This is a genomic window from Rhodococcus sp. 27YEA15, assembly GCF_049739425.1.
Lineage (GTDB): Bacteria > Actinomycetota > Actinomycetes > Mycobacteriales > Mycobacteriaceae > Rhodococcus_F.
Genome location: NZ_JBMHHW010000001.1, coordinates 3,501,980 through 3,518,290, shown reverse-complemented (window position 1 = coordinate 3,518,290; position 16,311 = coordinate 3,501,980). Strand labels below are relative to the sequence as shown.

Sequence of the window (16,311 nt, the reverse complement as noted above, 5' to 3'; positions counted from 1 at the left end):
GTTAGCCGACCGGGAACCGAGGAAGTATGGCGTGCATCACATCCGCACCTCACTACTTCAGGGGAGTTTCCGATGACGGCTGTAGCCGAACCCACCATCAGCGCCGCGGTTCAGGGATTTCTGAACGGCCCCAAGAAGCTCTACATCAACGGCGAATTCGTCGACGCAGCATCGGGTCAGACGTTCGCGACGTACAATCCGGCTGACGGTCAGAAGCTCGCCGAGGTCGCTCACGGCCAGGCCGAGGACATCGATCGCGCGGTTCGCGCCGCGCGTACCGCCTTCGAGGACGGCCCCTGGTCACGGATGAAGGCCAACGAGCGAGAGCGCATGATCTGGCGCGTCGGCGACATCCTCAGTGAGCGTGCCGAGGAGTTCGGACAGCTCGAGGCCCTCGACAACGGCAAGTCCGTCGCCATTGCCACCGCTGTCGACGTGGCTTGGGCCGCAGATGTCTTCCGTTACTACGCCGGCTGGGCCACCAAGATCGAAGGCAGCACGGTCAACGTGTCCATGCCGTTCTCTCCCGGTGGGGAATTCCACGCGTACACCCTGCGCGAGGCCATCGGGGTGTGTGGCCTGATCGTGCCGTGGAACTTCCCGCTGCTGATGTCGTCCTGGAAGCTCGCACCGGCGCTCGCTGCCGGAAACACGGTGATCCTCAAGCCTGCCGAGCAGACACCGCTGACGGCACTGCTGCTCGCCGAGGTCTTCGAAGAAGCCGGATTCCCGCCCGGCGTCGTCAACATCGTTCCCGGTTTCGGTGACGCAGGTGCCGCACTGTCCGGCCACGACGACGTCGACAAGGTCGCCTTCACCGGCTCCACCGAGGTGGGCAAGAAGATCGTCGACGCAGCCAAGGGCAACCTGAAGAAGGTCACCCTCGAACTCGGCGGCAAGAGTCCCAACATCGTCTTTGCCGACGCCGATTTCGATTCGGCTGTGGAAGGTTCGCTCAACGCCTGGCTGTTCAACCACGGGCAGTGCTGCGTCGCCGGTACCCGCCTCTACGTCGAGGACACGATCTTCGAGAAGTTCACCGAGGCAGTCGCGCACGCCGCCAGCCAGGTCAAGATCGGCCCGGGCCTCGATCCGACCACGCAGCTCGGCCCGCTGGTCTCGCAGGAGCAGTTCGACAAGGTCACCGGATACCTTCGTGAAGGAATCGCCGACGGCGCTCGCGCTCTCACGGGCGGAAACCGTTGGGGCGATCAGGGATACTTCGTGGAGCCGACGGTTTTCGTGGACGTCAAGCCAGAGTTCTCCATCGTGCAGGAGGAGATCTTCGGACCCGTCGTGGCCGCGCTGCCCTTCAACGCCGACGACGGACCGATCACTGCCGCCAACGATTCCATCTACGGTCTCGCCGCGGGCATCTGGACCCGCGACATCTCCAAGGCGCACCGCACCGCCAAGCGCCTCAAGGCCGGCTCGGTCTGGATCAACCAGTACAACGGCTTCGACACCGCCATGCCGTTCGGCGGATACAAGCAGTCCGGATGGGGCCGCGAACTCGGTGCGTCCGCCATCGATCTCTACACCCAGACCAAGGCTGTCAACATCGCTCTCTGAGTTCCATCCGTTTCGCTCTCGTCCGACAAGCAAGGAGATCACCAGTGAAGACCAAAGCCGCAGTGTTGCTCGAGCCCGGCAAGCCGTTCGAGATCATGGAACTCGACCTAGACGGCCCAGGTGTGGGCGAGGTATTGATCAAGTACACCGCAGCCGGACTGTGCCATTCGGATCTGCACCTCACCGACGGTGACCTGCCGCCTCGTTACCCGATCGTGGGCGGTCACGAGGGTTCGGGCATCATCGAAGAGGTCGGCCCCGGCGTCACGAAGGTCAAGCCGGGCGATCACGTCGTGTGTAGCTTCATCCCGAACTGCGGAACCTGCCGGTACTGTTCCACCGGTCGGCAGAATCTGTGTGACATGGGTGCCACCATCCTCGAAGGTTCCATGACCGACGGATCGTTCCGATTCCACGGCAACGGACTCGATTTCGGCGGAATGTGCATGCTCGGTACCTTCTCCGAGCGGGCCACCATCTCGCAGCACTCCGTCGTCAAGATCGACGACTGGCTGCCGCTCGAGACCGCCGTGGTCGTCGGCTGCGGCGTCCCCTCCGGTTGGGGAACGGCTGTCAACGCCGGTAACCTCCGCGCCGGCGACACCGCGGTCATCTACGGCATCGGCGGACTGGGCATCAACGCGGTGCAGGGCGCCGTATCGGCAGGCTGCAAGTACGTCGTGGTCGTCGATCCCGTCGAACTCAAGCGCGAGACGGCACTCAAGTTCGGTGCCACCCACGCGTTTGCGGATGCCGAGAGTGCAGCGGCCAAGGTCAACGAATTGACGTGGGGCCAGGGCGCAGATGCGGCTCTGATCCTCGTCGGCACCGTCGATGAAGACGTCGTCAGCGCAGCCACCGCTGTGATCGGCAAGGGCGGTACCGTCGTCATCACCGGTCTGGCCGATCCGGCCAAGCTGACCGTTCACGTGTCCGGCACGGATCTGACGTTGAACCAGAAGACGATCAAGGGCACGCTGTTCGGATCCATGAATCCGCAGTACGACATCGTGCGCCTGCTCCGACTCTACGATGCCGGCCAGCTCAAACTCGACGAGTTGATCACCAATACCTACAGCCTCGAAGACGTCAACCAGGGCTACCAGGATCTGCGTGACGGCAAGAACATTCGTGGCGTGATCATCCACGACAAGTAACCCCACTGCTGTGCGCCTTTGTCAACCCCCGGCGGTTGACAAAGGCGCACAGCACTATCTGCGGGCTTTGGACAGGATCTGCATCAGTTGCAACAGTGCCGACAGCTTCGCGAAGACGGATCGGCTGACGACAGCGCCGAAAGCCCCTGTCTTCGTGGCGTCGAACGCGTCGAGTAGATCGCGGAAGTTGTCGATCTGTGTGGCCATCGTGTCGACGTCGACGTGTGTGACCGCGTCGGCGTCGCGCAACGCGAGCAGGTATTGCGGCGCCGTCACCAGCGCGACGGCTGGGATCTTGCGTTCGAACAGCGGCTCACCCTCACCGAAGTGAATAACCGGACCCGGCGCGACAATTCGACGATCACCCGATCCGATGTCACGCCACAGTGGTGCGAGGATGTCGTGTACTTCACGGCTGGTCGCGTACAGCAATTCCGGCTCGGGGCGATTGGTCAGTGAATGTGTCTGCGCTCCAAGATCTTCGATGTCGCCGATCGCGCCGAGATGTTCGACGGCGATACCGGCCACTGCTCGCGCCTGGCCGGCTTCGCCCTTCCACAGTTCCGGGTGAGCTTCGAGCCAGGTGGAGGTGGCCTGCCCGTGCTTGGACACTGCGGGGATCCGCAGGTGGCCGGTTGTCAGAACGAAGACGTACGATCGCCGGTGTGGCTGCGCCACGGCATGCCGCGCCAGTTCCATCAGGCCGAGGTGGCCGTTCTCCTCGACGCCGTTGGTGCCGTCGCTGTGCGTGACGATCAGGATCGTCTCGTCGGCAGTGGTGCCGGGGGAGACTGCCCACACCGTGTCGGTGGTCGTTCCGGGATGCAGGGTGGCATCGAGTACCAGCTTGGCCTGTTGCCCGGTGCGGGCAGCGGCGACGATTTTCGCACCCTCGTCACCTGCCACCCACAGGGCCGGGATGTCGTGGTACGGCTGGGTGAACGGAAGATATTGGCCCAGAGCATTGTCCGGGGCGATGTCTCGCCATACCGCGACCACGCCGAGAACCCCGGCCTTGCGCGCCTTGTCCAGTTTCGGGCCCAACAAGGTGGCGGACAGTACTGGATTGCGCAGGGTCTCGTCGCTGACTATCGGTCCCCACTCGCTGACCAGGAGCTTGCGTGGCAGGTCGACGTGGGGGACCTCGATCACCGCGATGGCGCCCTTGGCCCTCGACCACTTCGGGCGGCGGGCGTTCAGATATACCAGTGGCGCGCTCACTCCCTCCGGGCCGGTGAGCCCGGAGTAGGGGAATGCGGAGGAGACGGCGATCGGTCCCGTCGGCAATTCGATGCGAAGGCCGTCCGATCGACGGGGGAGATCCCAACGCTCGAAGGAGTGCGAGTCTCGATGAACCTCGAGGCCGAGTGCGGCGAGTTCGCTCGCGACTTCCTCCACCACTGCGCGATGGGCGGTCGATCCCGTCAGTCGTGGGCCCAATGCGTCAAGTCGTGCTTGGGCTTGGCGAAAGTATTCGCGGTCGTCGGGCCGGCCGTGAGTCATAGGAGTGCCTTTCGTGCTGCGCGGGGTCTGTTCGCGTCGTGATCACCGTACTGAGCGTGAGGGCCGGAACGGGGGGATATATCAGGTATGTCGGGTTTCGCGATTTTCCGAATGCTGTTCGGCCGATTGGTCCGTACCGTATTACCTTGTCAGCGAAAGTCGAGGGGAATGGGGCTCGCGATGGCTACATATCTGTACCGGTTGGGGAAGTTCGCCTTCCGTCACAAGTACCTGGTGGTGGCCGCGTGGATTGTCGTGATCGCGGCCGTCGGGGGTGCAATAGGCGTCGTCAATCCGACGTTTTCCAAGGAGTTCAGTCTTCCTGGCACCGATTCGCAGCGGGCCACCGAGCTGATGGACGAGAATTTCGCGGCCACTGCGGAACAGCAAACTCAGGCGTCTACCAGTATTCTCATTGCTGCCGACGACGGACTCGCCGCGCACAGCGATCAGATCGACCGGTTGATCGCGCAGGCAAAAACTTTGCCGGACATCGTCGATCCGGACAAGATCGTCAATCCGGTGACCGCCGCCGAGGCGAACCCGGCAATTGCGTCAGCCGTGCTGGGGGACGACGGCAAAGTCGGGTTGATCCAGCTCAGTCAATCGATTCGTATCGAGGATCAGACACAGGCCAACAAGAGCGCGTTCCTCGATGTGATGGCCGAGTTCAGGACCGGTGGTCTGCAGGTCGAGGGCACCGGATCGATGATGCAGGTCCAGGCTGCTGGTGGACTGTCCGAGCTGCTCGGATTTGCGGTGGCGTTCATCGTGATGATCGTGGCATTCGGTGCGCTCATCGCGGCATTCATCCCGTTGTTCACCGCCATCCTCGGCATTTCTCTGGCCACGCTGACGGTAACGCTCGGTTCGGGTTTTTTCGACATCAACGAAGGTGTCACCGGGATCGTGACGATGATCGGGATTGCGGTGTCGATCGACTACGCGTTGTTCATCGTCTCCCGCTATCGAAGTGAGCTCAACCTGGGTGGTACCAGGGAAGCTGCGGTCGGGCGCGCGGTGGGTACCGCGGGTTCCTCGGTCGTGTTCGCCGGGCTGACTGTCGTGGTCGCGCTGGCGGCGCTGGCTGTCGTCGGGGTTCCGATGATCACCCAGATGGGTATCTCCGCTGCTGCCGCCGTCGTCATTGCCGTTCTCGGTGCCATCACTTTGATTCCCGCAGTGCTGGGAATCTTCGGGAGATTCGCCTTTTCACCGCGGATTCCCGGGGTGCGACATGGGGACGAGCCCGAATCCGCGGAATCGAACGGACACCGCTGGGCGAAGTTCGTCACCAGGTATCCGTGGCCGATCGCCGGTATCGCATTGCTGATGCTGGTGATCGCTGCTCTTCCGATGACCAAACTCGAGCTGGGCTTGTCGTTCACGCAGGACGAGGAGCAACCAGCGCTTGCGCTGATGCAGCGAGGGTTCGGTGAAGGTGTCAACGGAAAGTTGTTCGTTGTCATCGACTCACCGAAGGGAACCGACATCACCTCCATTGCCGACGGCACCGTCGCGCACATCAAGGGGCTCGACAATGTCGCGACACCGGACCAGCTGATGTGGATCGGCAACGGACCGGATGCAGCGAATCCGATGGCCGACGCGAACGCCGCGTTGATCGCGGTGACACCGACAACCTCGCCGAGCGGGCCGGAAACTCACGAGTTGATGAACCAGATTCGCGATTACGAATCGACGGTGACGTCCGAGGGCGCCGAACTCGGTGTTGCGGGTCAGACCGCGATCGTCGCGGACATGTCGTCCAAACTCAGTTCCGCGCTCATTCCGTATCTCATCGTCGTGGTGGGGCTGGCCTTCGTGATCATGATGGTCGTCTTCCGCTCGATCCTGGTGCCACTGACCGCAACGCTGGGATTTCTGTTCTCCGTGTGTGCGACCTTCGGTGCGACAGTGGCTATCTTCCAGCTGGGAGACTTCGGGCTGATCCAGCACACTCAACCGATCATTTCGTTCCTGCCGATCTTCATGATCGGTGTGGTGTTCGGTTTGGCGATGGACTATCAGGTGTTCCTCGTGACCCGAATGCGCGAGGAGTACGTACACGGGGCGTCGGCGAAGGACGCCGTCATCTCCGGCTACACCCATGGCGCCCGCGTTGTCGCGTCGGCGGCGATCATCATGATCTCGGTGTTCGGCGCGTTCATGCTGTCCTCGGAAACCACCAGCAAGATGATGGGCTTCGGGCTTGCGGCGGCGGTCTTCTTCGACGCGTTCGTCATTCGGATGATCGTCATCCCGGCGGTCATGTCGATACTCGGCGATGCGGCCTGGAAGCTACCGGCGTGGTTGGACCGGATTCTGCCGAACGTCGACATCGAAGGTGAAGCTATTCGGCGCATTCCGATCGAGCAGGATCAGGACGTCGATCCGGTGGACGTGAAGGTGTAATTCACTGCCGCAGCGTAAGGGGGTGCCGACCGGAAACAGTCGGCACCCCCTTCGCTTGACGTGGGTTACGCACTCACCAGGCGCAGGACCAGTGCCGCGACTGCGACCAGCAGCACGACGATGGCGGGGAGCTGCTTTCCGTCGGACACCCGCAGATGCGCGACGACGGCGCCGATGAAGTACAGGATGACGCCGATGGCGGCGGCTGCTCCGATCGGCCACCAGAAGAGTCCGGCTACCAGCCCGGCGGCGCCGGCTATCTCGGCCGTGGCGAGCAGCCACATGTTGCTTTCCGGGAATCCGACGGACTTCATGGATTCGACTTGGGCGGGATCCTTACGCAGCTTTCCGGCGGCGGATGCGAGCAGGAGCACGGCGAGCAGTGCGGAAACGATTGCGGTGGCGATGAACATTGTTCTCCTGAGAAAAGACGAGACGTGCGAATGTCGGGGTGGCCGGAAGGGTCCGGGGTGAACCCGACAAGCATAAACGGACTTTACCCCGTTTACTATTCCCGATCGTTAGAATCGATCGCATGGAGCCACTAGCCTGGACGGTCGGGCAGCCGCGAGAGCCGCGCGCCGACGCCGTACGTAACCGCCTCCACCTGCTCGACACCGCGCGCGAGATCATCGCCGACGTCGGCGCGGACAAGCTCACGATGGACGGTCTCGCCGAACGCGCAGAATTGGGCAAAGGCACGGTTTTCCGCAGGTTCGGCAGCCGGGCAGGCATATTCCAGGCGCTCCTCGACGATGCGGATCGCGGTTTCCAGGAATCCGTTCTCGCCGGGCCACCACCGCTCGGACCGGGCGCCACTCCACTCGAGCGTCTGATCGCCTACGGTCGGTCACGTTTCGGTTTCATGCTCGAACATCGCGACATCGCCCGCGCGGCTTTGGGCGGTACTCAGCCGTTGCCGATGGACGGCGCCGTGTCGATGTCGAGGATGCACATCAGGATGCTGCTCGGGCAGATCGGTATCGACGGAGCCGACCTCGATCTGTTGGCGGTGCAACTGTCCGCAGCACTCGACGGGCCGCTGCTGCTGTACTTGTCCTCGGCTGATCTGTCGGACGGCGTCGATCGGATCGTGCTTCGGGCAGGCCGGGGTTGGCAGGATCTCGTGCAGCGCGTCTGTCGGGACTGACCATCTGCTCGCGCTCGAGGCGGTCGGTGTCAGCCGATCGACGGTTTACCGGCACTGCAACTCATCTGACGGCGGCTCCCGTGCCAAATCGTCGGGTGAAAAACGTGCCGCACAATTCGGGAAATCACACCGTGGTGGGTCGCGGCATTCGTCAAACTCGTTCAAAAACGGCAATTTACGACAATTCGGTCAACATCTGCGTCGACGCGATCGCCCGGCTATCGTTCGTCTCTGCGGCGAGAATTCGTCCGCGTGAACGCAAGGCAAGGAGAGGGGTTTGTCATGCTTTCCGTCATCGGCACCATCATTTTCGGCGCAGTGATCGGTATCCTCGCCCGGCTGGTTCTGCCTGGTAAGCAGAACTACGGGATGATCGTGACAGTTGTGCTCGGCGTTGCCGGCGCACTGATCGGTTACTGGGTCTGGGGTGCGATCTCCGACAAGGGGGACACCGGCGGTATCGACTGGATTCGCTGGATCATCAGTATCGCGGCAGCAGCGGTGCTCTCGCTCGGCTACAGCGCGGTCACCGGTAAGAAGTAGAGAATCCAGGCAACGTAGTGCGGCGTCTGTTCCGAATGTCGGGACAGACGCCGCACGCGTCCGGGGCGTAGGTCGGTACGTCAGTCGATCCGGCGTCGGCGGATGTCCAGGGCTTCGAGGAACTGGGCGGGAAGTTCGGGGCCGAGCACGTCGTCGTCGGGATGCGGCAGTGCTTTGATCTTCGCGAATTCGTCGTTGAGGCGTTCCATCTTCACATCCAGTCGGTGCGCGGCGGCAGCGGCTTCGGTCAGCTCGTCGAGGAGTTCACGGGGAACGTCACGGTTGTACTTGTAGTAGATCTTGTGCTCGAGGCTGGCCCAGAAATCCATTGCAATGGTGCGAATCTGGAGTTCGATCGGTACATGTCGCACCTGGTCGCTCATGAAGACCGGGACTTCGACGATCAGATGCAGGCTTTTGTATCCGTTCGGTTTCGGATCGGCGATGTAGTCCTCGCGTTCGATGACACGGATGTCCGACTGGCTGGTGAGCATGTCCGCGATCCGATAGGTGTCGGAGATGAAGCTGCAGGTGATGCGGACACCGGCGATGTCGAAGATATTTTTCGAGATGTCATCCAAGGTCAGCGGAAGATTCAAACGCCTGGCCTTGCGCAGGATCGATTCGGGTGACTTCATCCGCGAGGCGACGTGCTCGATCGGACTGTACTGATTGATGTGGGTGAATTCGTCCTTGAGGATGTTCACCTTGGTCATCAGTTCGGAGATGCCGAATTGGTACACCATCATGAATCGGGCGAACTCGGTCCGCAGTTCGGCGAATTCGGTTCGGCTGATTCCGCGGTTGTCTTCCACGTCCGGCACGGTATCCCTATCTGTAGCTGGTGTTACCAGTCTGCCATCGAGGTGTGAGTACTCGGTCTCAGCGGGCCAGCAATGCCGCCAGGGCCATCTCGCGCAGGATGCGCCTGGCCCGCGTCGGCAGGGCCGGATTCGCGCTGTGCGGAGTGGAGTTGATCAGCCCGAATGTCGCGTGTGCCTGGACGCGGGCGTCGGACTGGTCCAGATCTGGATCGAGTTGTTCGAGTATTCGAACCCAGACCTCGACGTACTTGCGTTGCAGCCGGCGGACCTGGCGGCGCGCATCGGCGGGCAGAGATTCGAGATCACGATCCTGGATTCGAATCAGATCCGGCTCACCGAGGGCGAAGTCGAGATGAAAGTCGACGAGCGCGTCCAAAGCTGCGGTGGGGGATTCGGCGGATTCCACCACGGCCGATCCGCCTTCGTGCAGCCGGGTGCTGATGCCGACCAGGAGTTCGACCAGGACGGCGTCCTTGTTGGGGAAGTGGCGGTAGACGGCGGGTCCGCTGATCCCGACCGCGGCGCCGAGGTCCTCGAGTCGGACTCCGACGAAGCCGCGTTCAGCGATCAGCCGGGCCGCTGCCTGGAGGAGCTGACGACGGCGATCGGCTTTCATCTGATCGCGTCGGGTCGGCGCTGCTGCCGGTGCTGAGGCGGCTACCTGCTCGGATGTCATGGAATCGATCTTCCCTCGCGTGCGTCTGGACAACTCAGTTAATCATAGTTAATCTAGTTTCAGTTATCGAGCATTAACTCATAGCAAGAAGGCGGCAAAGATGTCACCAAGCGTGGAGGCGGCGAAATGACCTCGAGTGGAACCACCGCAGGATCGGGCTATCGGGCAGATCACTCGGTCCTGGTCGACGAGCTGAAGGAAAAGCTGGCGCAGGCGGCGCTGGGCGGTAACGAGAAGTCGCGGGAGCGGCACGTCGGCCGTGGGAAGCTGCTCCCGCGCGATCGGGTCGACTCGCTGCTCGATCCGGGTAGCCCGTTCCTCGAACTGTCACCGCTGGCGGCAAACGGCCTCTACGACGACGAATGCCCCGGCGCCGGCGTCATCACGGGCATCGGGCGGGTGTCCGGTCGCGAGTGTGTGATCGTCGCCAACGACGCGACGGTCAAGGGCGGCACCTACTACCCGATGACGGTCAAGAAGCATTTGCGCGCACAGGAAGTTGCGCTGCAGAACAACCTGCCGTGCATCTACCTCGTCGACTCCGGTGGCGCGTTCCTGCCGCGTCAGGACGAGGTGTTCCCGGACCGGGAGCACTTCGGTCGCATCTTCTTCAACCAGGCGACCATGAGTGCCAAGGGAATTCCGCAGATCGCCGCGGTTCTCGGGTCCTGCACCGCCGGTGGTGCCTACGTCCCCGCGATGAGCGACGAGGCAGTCATCGTCCGCAACCAGGGCACCATCTTCCTCGGTGGTCCGCCGCTGGTGAAGGCTGCCACCGGTGAGATCGTGACGGCCGAGGATCTGGGGGGCGGCGATCTGCACTCCAAGGTTTCCGGTGTCACCGACCATCTCGCCGAGGACGACCGTGACGCGTTGCGCATCGTGCGTGACATCGTCGCCACGTTCGGCCCCCGGTCCGAGCGCCCGTGGGACGTAGTGCAAACCGTCGCACCGGTGGCCGACCAGAGCGAGCTCTACGACGTCGTCCCCACGGATCCCCGCACTCCGTACGACGTGCACGAGGTCATCACGCGTCTCGTCGACGGCCCCGGCGGTGACGGGAATTCCTCCAGTGCGTTCCAGGAGTTCAAGGCGGAGTACGGTAAGACGCTGGTCACCGGATTCGCGCACATCCAGGGCCATCCGGTCGGCATCATCGCCAACAACGGTGTCCTCTTCGGCGAATCTGCCATGAAGGGTGCACATTTCATCGAATTGTGCGACAAGCGCAGTGTGCCGCTGCTGTTCCTGCAGAATATCGCCGGCTTCATGGTCGGCCGCGACTACGAGGCAGGCGGCATCGCCAAGCACGGCGCGAAGATGGTCACCGCCGTCGCATGTGCCCGAGTCCCCAAGCTCACCGTCGTCATCGGCGGCTCCTACGGCGCAGGCAACTACTCCATGTGTGGGCGGGCGTACTCGCCTCGCTTCCTGTGGATGTGGCCCAACGCGCGCATCTCGGTGATGGGCGGCGAGCAGGCCGCGTCCGTGCTCTCGACGGTCCGCAGCGATCAACTCGACGGCGCGGGTAACCCGTGGTCGGCCGAGGACGAAGAAGCGTTCAAGGCGCCGATCCGCGCGCAGTACGAGGCACAGGGCAACCCGTACTACTCGACTGCACGATTGTGGGATGACGGCGTCATCGACCCCGCAGATACCAGAACTGTTCTCGGCCTTGCTCTCTCGGCGTGCGCCAATGCGCCTATCGAGCCGGTCTCCTACGGCGTCTTCCGGATGTGAGTGAAATGACTGATATTCGCACTATCGATACCGTCCTCGTCGCCAACCGCGGCGAAATCGCGGTCCGCGTGATCCGCACTCTGCGCGAGATGGGAATTCGCAGCGTCGCTGTCTACAGCGACGCCGATGCCAATGCCCGCCACGTCCGCGAAGCCGACGTCGCCGTCAACATCGGACCCGCCGCAGCCCGCGAAAGTTACCTCGTCATCGACAAGGTCATCGACGCCGCCAAATCCACCGGAGCCCAGGGCATTCACCCCGGTTACGGCTTCCTGTCCGAGAACTCGGCGTTCTCGGCGGCCTGCGCCGCCGCCGACATCGCATTCCTCGGCCCGTCCGAGCGGGCCATCGAAGTGATGGGTGACAAGATCACCGCGAAGAACGCGGTGGCAGCATTCGACGTTCCCGTCGTTCCCGGCATCGCCCGTCCCGGACTGACCGACGAGGAACTGATCGCCGCTGCCGACGACATCGGCTACCCCGTGCTGGTCAAGCCGTCGGCAGGCGGCGGCGGCAAGGGCATGCGTCTGGTGGAGGATCCGGCCAACCTGGCCGAGGCGCTGCTCAGCGCACGCCGCGAGGCCGCGTCGTCCTTCGGTGACGACACCCTGTTCCTCGAGCGATTCGTGTTGCGCCCCCGGCACATCGAGGTCCAGGTGTTGGCCGATGCGCACGGCAACGTCGTCCACCTCGGTGAGCGCGAATGCAGCCTGCAACGTCGTCACCAGAAGGTCATCGAAGAGGCGCCCTCGCCGCTGCTCGATCAGGCCACCCGTGACCGGATCGGTGCGGCAGCATGCAACACCGCGCGCAGTGTCGACTACACCGGCGCAGGCACCGTCGAGTTCATCGTCTCCGCCGACAAGCCGGACGAGTTCTTCTTCATGGAGATGAACACCCGTCTGCAGGTCGAACACCCCGTCACCGAGATGGTCACGGGCCTCGACCTGGTCGAGTGGCAGGTTCGCGTCGCGGCGGGGGAGAAGCTCGCTTTCTCGCAGAGCGATATCACTCTGACCGGGCACGCCATCGAGGCTCGCGTCTACGCCGAGGATCCGGGCCGAGGCTTCCTGCCCACCGGTGGCCGCGTCGTCGATCTCGTCGAGCCCACCGGCTCGGGTGTGCGCGTCGATTCCGGCCTGCTTGCGGGCACCGTGGTCGGTAGCGACTACGACCCGATGCTCAGCAAGGTCATCGCCTACGCCTCCGACCGCGCAGGGGCATTGCGCAAGCTCGATCGCGCTCTCGGTGACACCGCAGTGCTCGGTGTGGTCACCAATATCGAGTTCGCCCGCTTCCTCCTCGCCGACCCCGACGTGGTCGCAGGCAAGCTCGACACCGGCCTGCTCGATCGTCGGGTCGAGGACTTCGTTGCGGCCGACGCCTCCGACGAGGTGCTGATCGCCGCCGCCGCGTACCGATGGGTGCAGCGCTGGCCTGCCGCCGACGTCGCCGACCCGTGGGATGTTCCCAGCGGCTGGCGAGTCGGCTCCGCCGCTCCCACGTCCGTCCGGCTCGCCGCCGGCACCCGCACCGAGCACGTTGCGATTACCGGTTCTCCGGCCGCGGCAACGGTTCGGGTCGAAGACTCGCAGCCGCGTCAGCTCAGCGCGTCCCTGGCGGGAACCACCCTGGCGGTCGTGATCGACGGACGCCGTCGCACGTTTGTCGTCGCGGAAACCGATGGCGGACTGTGGCTCGCCGGAAGTGGCACCTGGCATGTCCGTGAGGTCGCCGAGGTCAGTGTGCGCGGTGAGGACGAGCGCACCGGTAATGCCGAGATCGCCAGCCCCATGCCAGGCGCGGTCATCGCGGTCAACGTCGAGTCGGGTGCGGTCGTCACGGCCGGACAGCCGCTCGTCGTCGTCGAGGCGATGAAGATGGAACATGCGTTGCCCGCACCGGTCGACGGTGTCGTCGAGATCCTCGTCCGTCAGGGCGAACAGGTGATGGTGGACCAGATCCTGGCCCGCGTCGTACCGGTGACCGAAGACGCTGCACAAGATACTGAGAACAAGCCCAAGAAGGATGATGTGTGATGACCGATTATCTTGCCACCGGAGCGCTTCCGGACGAGTACCAGCAGCTGGCCAAGACGGTCGCGGACTTCGCCAAGACCGTCGTTGCGCCGGTGTCCGCCGAGCACGATGCCAACCACACCTTCCCCTACGAGGTCGTGGCAGGCATGGCGGACATGGGCCTGTTCGGTCTTCCCTTCCCCGAGGAGTACGGCGGAATGGGGGGCGACTACTTCGCGCTCTGCCTGGCTCTCGAGGAGCTCGGCAAGGTCGATCAGAGCGTTGCGATCACGCTCGAGGCCGGGGTGTCCTTGGGCGCCATGCCGATCTACCGTTTCGGCAACGAGGCGCAGAAGGAAGAATGGCTCCCGCAGCTCACCAGTGGCAAGGCCCTGGCGGCGTTCGGATTGACCGAGCCCGGAGCGGGTAGCGACGCGGGTGGAACGAAAACCACCGCCAAGTTCGACAGCGGCGAATGGATCATCAACGGAAACAAGCAGTTCATCACGAACTCGGGCACCGACATCACCAAGCTGGTGACGGTCACCGCGGTCACCGGTGTGAAAGAGGGTGGCAAGAAGGAGATCTCGACGATCCTGGTGCCGACGACCACACCCGGCTTCACCGCCGAGCCTGCGTACAACAAGGTCGGCTGGAATGCCTCGGACACCCACCCGCTCACCTTCGCGGACGTTCGCGTTCCCGAGGAGAACCTGCTCGGCGAGCGTGGCCGCGGCTACGCGAACTTCCTGCGCATCCTCGACGAGGGCCGCATCGCCATTGCCGCACTGAGTGTCGGTGCCGCACAGGGTTGCGTCGACGAGTCGATCAAGTACGCCAAGGAGCGCGAAGCGTTCGGTCGCCCCATCGGGCAGAACCAGGCCATCTCGTTCAAGATCGCCCGTATGCAGGCGCGCGCCCACGTCGCCCGTACCGCGTACTACGACGCTGCCGCGCTCATGCTGTCCGGCAAGCCGTTCAAGACGCAGGCGTCCATCGCGAAGCTCGCCGCGTCGGAAGCTGCCATGGACAATGCCCGCGACGCCACTCAGATCCACGGTGGCTACGGCTTCATGAACGAGTACGCCGTCGCTCGCCACTACCGTGACAGCAAGATCCTGGAAATCGGCGAAGGCACCACCGAGGTTCAGCTCATGCTGATCGCGCGGGAGGCCGGACTGTGAGCGAATCGGAGAACAGAATAGTTCAGCGCGGACTCTGGTTCGAGGAGTTCGAGGTCGGTGCGATCTACGAGCATCGTCCCGGTCGTACCGTCACCGAAGCGGACAACGTGTTGTTCACGACGTTGACGATGAACACGCAGGCGCTCCATCTCGACGCCGCGTACAGCGAGGACACCACGTTCGGTGTTCGTCTGGTGAATTCGATGTTCACCCTCTCGACCATCGTCGGCCTGTCCGTGGCGCAGCTCACCCAGGGCACCATCGTGGCGAATCTCGGCTTCTCCGACATCAGCTTCCCGAAGCCGCTGTTCCACGGTGACACGCTGTACGCCGAGACGTTGATCTCGGACAAGCGTGAGTCCAAGAGCCGTCCAGGCGAGGGCATCGTGACGTTGGTGCACACCGGCCGTAACCAGCACGGTGACGTGGTGGCGGTCGCTACCCGTAAGACGCTGGTGCAGTTGCGACCGCAGGAAGCCTCGTGAGCTGGGTACCGCCGGGCCCGGCGTGGTTGTTCTGCCCGGCCGATCGCCCCGAGCGATACGCGAAGGCCGCGGCCGTTGCGGACGTGGTCATCCTGGACCTCGAGGACGGGGTGGCTCCGGCCGACAAGGAAGCTGCTCGTGCGGCCTTGATCGACACACCGCTCGACCCCGAGAGCACGATCGTCCGGGTCAACCCGGTCGGCACCCGTGATCACGAACTCGACCTGATCGCGCTCGACGGGACCCGTTACACCCGCTTGATGCTGTCCAAGTGCGAATCGTCCGAGGACGTGCTCTCGCTCGCTCCGGCGGAGGTGATCGCGTTGATCGAGTCACCGCGTGGTGCACTCGCCGTCGCGGACGTGGCACTCGCTGCGAACACCGTCGGTGTGATGTGGGGAGCTGAGGATCTGGTGGCCGGTCTCGGCGGAAACTCCAGTCGCCATGCGAACGGTTCGTACCGTGACGTCGCGAAGCACGTGCGGAGCACGTCCTTGTTGGCGGCCAAGAGCTACGGCCGGCTGGCTGTGGACTCGGTGTACCTCGACATCAAGGACCTCGTCGGTCTCGGTGTCGAGTCCGCCGATGCGGTGGCGGTCGGGTTCGATGTCAAGGTGGCCATCCATCCGAGCCAGATCGAGGTCATTCGCGGGGCGTTCGCGCCGTCCGAAAGTGAGATCGACTGGGCGACGCGAGTGCTTGCGGCGGTATCCACCGAGCGTGGGGTGTTCGCCTTCGAGGGCAAGATGGTCGACGCACCGGTGCTGCGTCATGCGGAGAAGCTTCTGCACCGAGCCGGATTGTTCCAGTCCGAGGACACGTCGGAACGGCGCTGACCGGTGAGATACGCCAGGTAGCCGTGTACGGCGGTACCACTGAACAGCGATACGAAAGCGCGCCGATCTCAGATCGGCGCGCTTTCTCGTGGGCCTGTCGCAGGGCGGAGCAACCGTCCAGCGAAAGGTATTATTCGCACATAACAGACTATTGTTGTGACAGTGAACTGCAGGTATTGGTGCGGGAAGGGACCAGGTAGATTGTTCG

The 16,311-nt window shown here is 63.5% G+C and carries 14 protein-coding genes; 10 read left to right on the top strand and 4 right to left on the bottom strand.

All coding sequences use genetic code 11. The features are described 5' to 3' along the window. The first annotated feature begins 72 nt into the window (after positions 1 to 72). Positions 73 to 1,572, top strand: coding sequence for an aldehyde dehydrogenase family protein (locus tag ABH922_RS16305; RefSeq protein WP_424807901.1), 1,500 nt, complete (start codon positions 73 to 75; stop codon positions 1,570 to 1,572). Between the two features lie 44 nt (positions 1,573 to 1,616). Beyond that, complete coding sequence (locus ABH922_RS16300) at positions 1,617 to 2,729, top strand: NDMA-dependent alcohol dehydrogenase (RefSeq protein WP_424807900.1); 1,113 nt, start codon at positions 1,617 to 1,619, stop codon at positions 2,727 to 2,729. Between the two features lie 54 nt (positions 2,730 to 2,783). Here ABH922_RS16300 and ABH922_RS16295 read toward each other — a convergent pair whose 3' ends face one another. Then, positions 2,784 to 4,232 carry a hypothetical protein gene (locus ABH922_RS16295; RefSeq protein ID WP_424807899.1) on the bottom strand — a complete coding sequence of 483 codons (1,449 nt, stop codon included), beginning with the start codon at positions 4,230 to 4,232 and terminating at the stop codon, positions 2,784 to 2,786. Between the two features lie 180 nt (positions 4,233 to 4,412). Between ABH922_RS16295 and ABH922_RS16290 the strand changes: the two genes are divergently transcribed. Beyond that, positions 4,413 to 6,647: an MMPL family transporter gene (locus ABH922_RS16290; RefSeq protein ID WP_424807898.1), complete on the top strand. Its 2,235-nt coding sequence runs from the start codon at positions 4,413 to 4,415 to the stop codon at positions 6,645 to 6,647. A 65-nt stretch (positions 6,648 to 6,712) separates the two neighbouring features. Here ABH922_RS16290 and ABH922_RS16285 read toward each other — a convergent pair whose 3' ends face one another. Then, positions 6,713 to 7,060 carry a DoxX family protein gene (locus ABH922_RS16285; RefSeq protein WP_424807897.1) on the bottom strand — a complete coding sequence of 116 codons (348 nt, stop codon included), beginning with the start codon at positions 7,058 to 7,060 and terminating at the stop codon, positions 6,713 to 6,715. Positions 7,061 to 7,182: 122 nt separating this feature from the next. Here ABH922_RS16285 and ABH922_RS16280 point away from each other — a divergent pair, with 122 nt between their 5' ends. Together ABH922_RS16280 and ABH922_RS16275 are read left to right on the top strand one after the other, a co-directional pair. Further along, on the top strand, positions 7,183 to 7,797 hold the full coding sequence (locus tag ABH922_RS16280) for a TetR/AcrR family transcriptional regulator (protein ID WP_424807896.1): 615 nt from the start codon (positions 7,183 to 7,185) through the stop codon (positions 7,795 to 7,797). A 282-nt stretch (positions 7,798 to 8,079) separates the two neighbouring features. Beyond that, positions 8,080 to 8,340, top strand: a complete 261-nt coding sequence (locus ABH922_RS16275; RefSeq protein WP_424807895.1) for a GlsB/YeaQ/YmgE family stress response membrane protein — start codon at positions 8,080 to 8,082, stop codon at positions 8,338 to 8,340. 80 nt (positions 8,341 to 8,420) lie between these two features. Here ABH922_RS16275 and ABH922_RS16270 read toward each other — a convergent pair whose 3' ends face one another. After that, on the bottom strand, positions 8,421 to 9,155 hold the full coding sequence (locus ABH922_RS16270; protein WP_424807894.1) for a GTP pyrophosphokinase: 735 nt from the start codon (positions 9,153 to 9,155) through the stop codon (positions 8,421 to 8,423). 67 nt (positions 9,156 to 9,222) lie between these two features. Next, complete coding sequence (locus ABH922_RS16265) at positions 9,223 to 9,840, bottom strand: TetR/AcrR family transcriptional regulator (RefSeq protein WP_424807893.1); 618 nt, start codon at positions 9,838 to 9,840, stop codon at positions 9,223 to 9,225. A 126-nt stretch (positions 9,841 to 9,966) separates the two neighbouring features. Between ABH922_RS16265 and ABH922_RS16260 the strand changes: the two genes are divergently transcribed. The 5 genes from ABH922_RS16260 to ABH922_RS16240 are packed head-to-tail and all read left to right on the top strand — an operon-like array spanning position 9,967 to position 16,103. Further along, positions 9,967 to 11,580, top strand: coding sequence for a carboxyl transferase domain-containing protein (locus ABH922_RS16260; protein WP_424807892.1), 1,614 nt, complete (start codon positions 9,967 to 9,969; stop codon positions 11,578 to 11,580). 5 nt (positions 11,581 to 11,585) lie between these two features. Continuing rightward, positions 11,586 to 13,619 (top strand): biotin carboxylase N-terminal domain-containing protein, encoded by a 2,034-nt coding sequence (locus ABH922_RS16255; protein ID WP_424807891.1) that lies wholly within the window; start codon positions 11,586 to 11,588, stop codon positions 13,617 to 13,619. Next, the gene (locus ABH922_RS16250; protein ID WP_424807890.1) at positions 13,619 to 14,782 is read left to right on the top strand and encodes an acyl-CoA dehydrogenase family protein; all 1,164 of its coding nucleotides are present in this window, start codon (positions 13,619 to 13,621) and stop codon (positions 14,780 to 14,782) included. The genes ABH922_RS16255 and ABH922_RS16250 overlap by 1 nt, the downstream gene beginning before the upstream one ends. Then, positions 14,779 to 15,267 (top strand): MaoC family dehydratase, encoded by a 489-nt coding sequence (locus ABH922_RS16245; RefSeq protein WP_424807889.1) that lies wholly within the window; start codon positions 14,779 to 14,781, stop codon positions 15,265 to 15,267. Before ABH922_RS16250 ends, ABH922_RS16245 begins: the two co-directional genes overlap by 4 nt. Beyond that, positions 15,264 to 16,103, top strand: coding sequence for an HpcH/HpaI aldolase/citrate lyase family protein (locus ABH922_RS16240; RefSeq protein WP_424807888.1), 840 nt, complete (start codon positions 15,264 to 15,266; stop codon positions 16,101 to 16,103). The genes ABH922_RS16245 and ABH922_RS16240 overlap by 4 nt, the downstream gene beginning before the upstream one ends. Positions 16,104 to 16,311 lie beyond the last annotated feature (208 nt).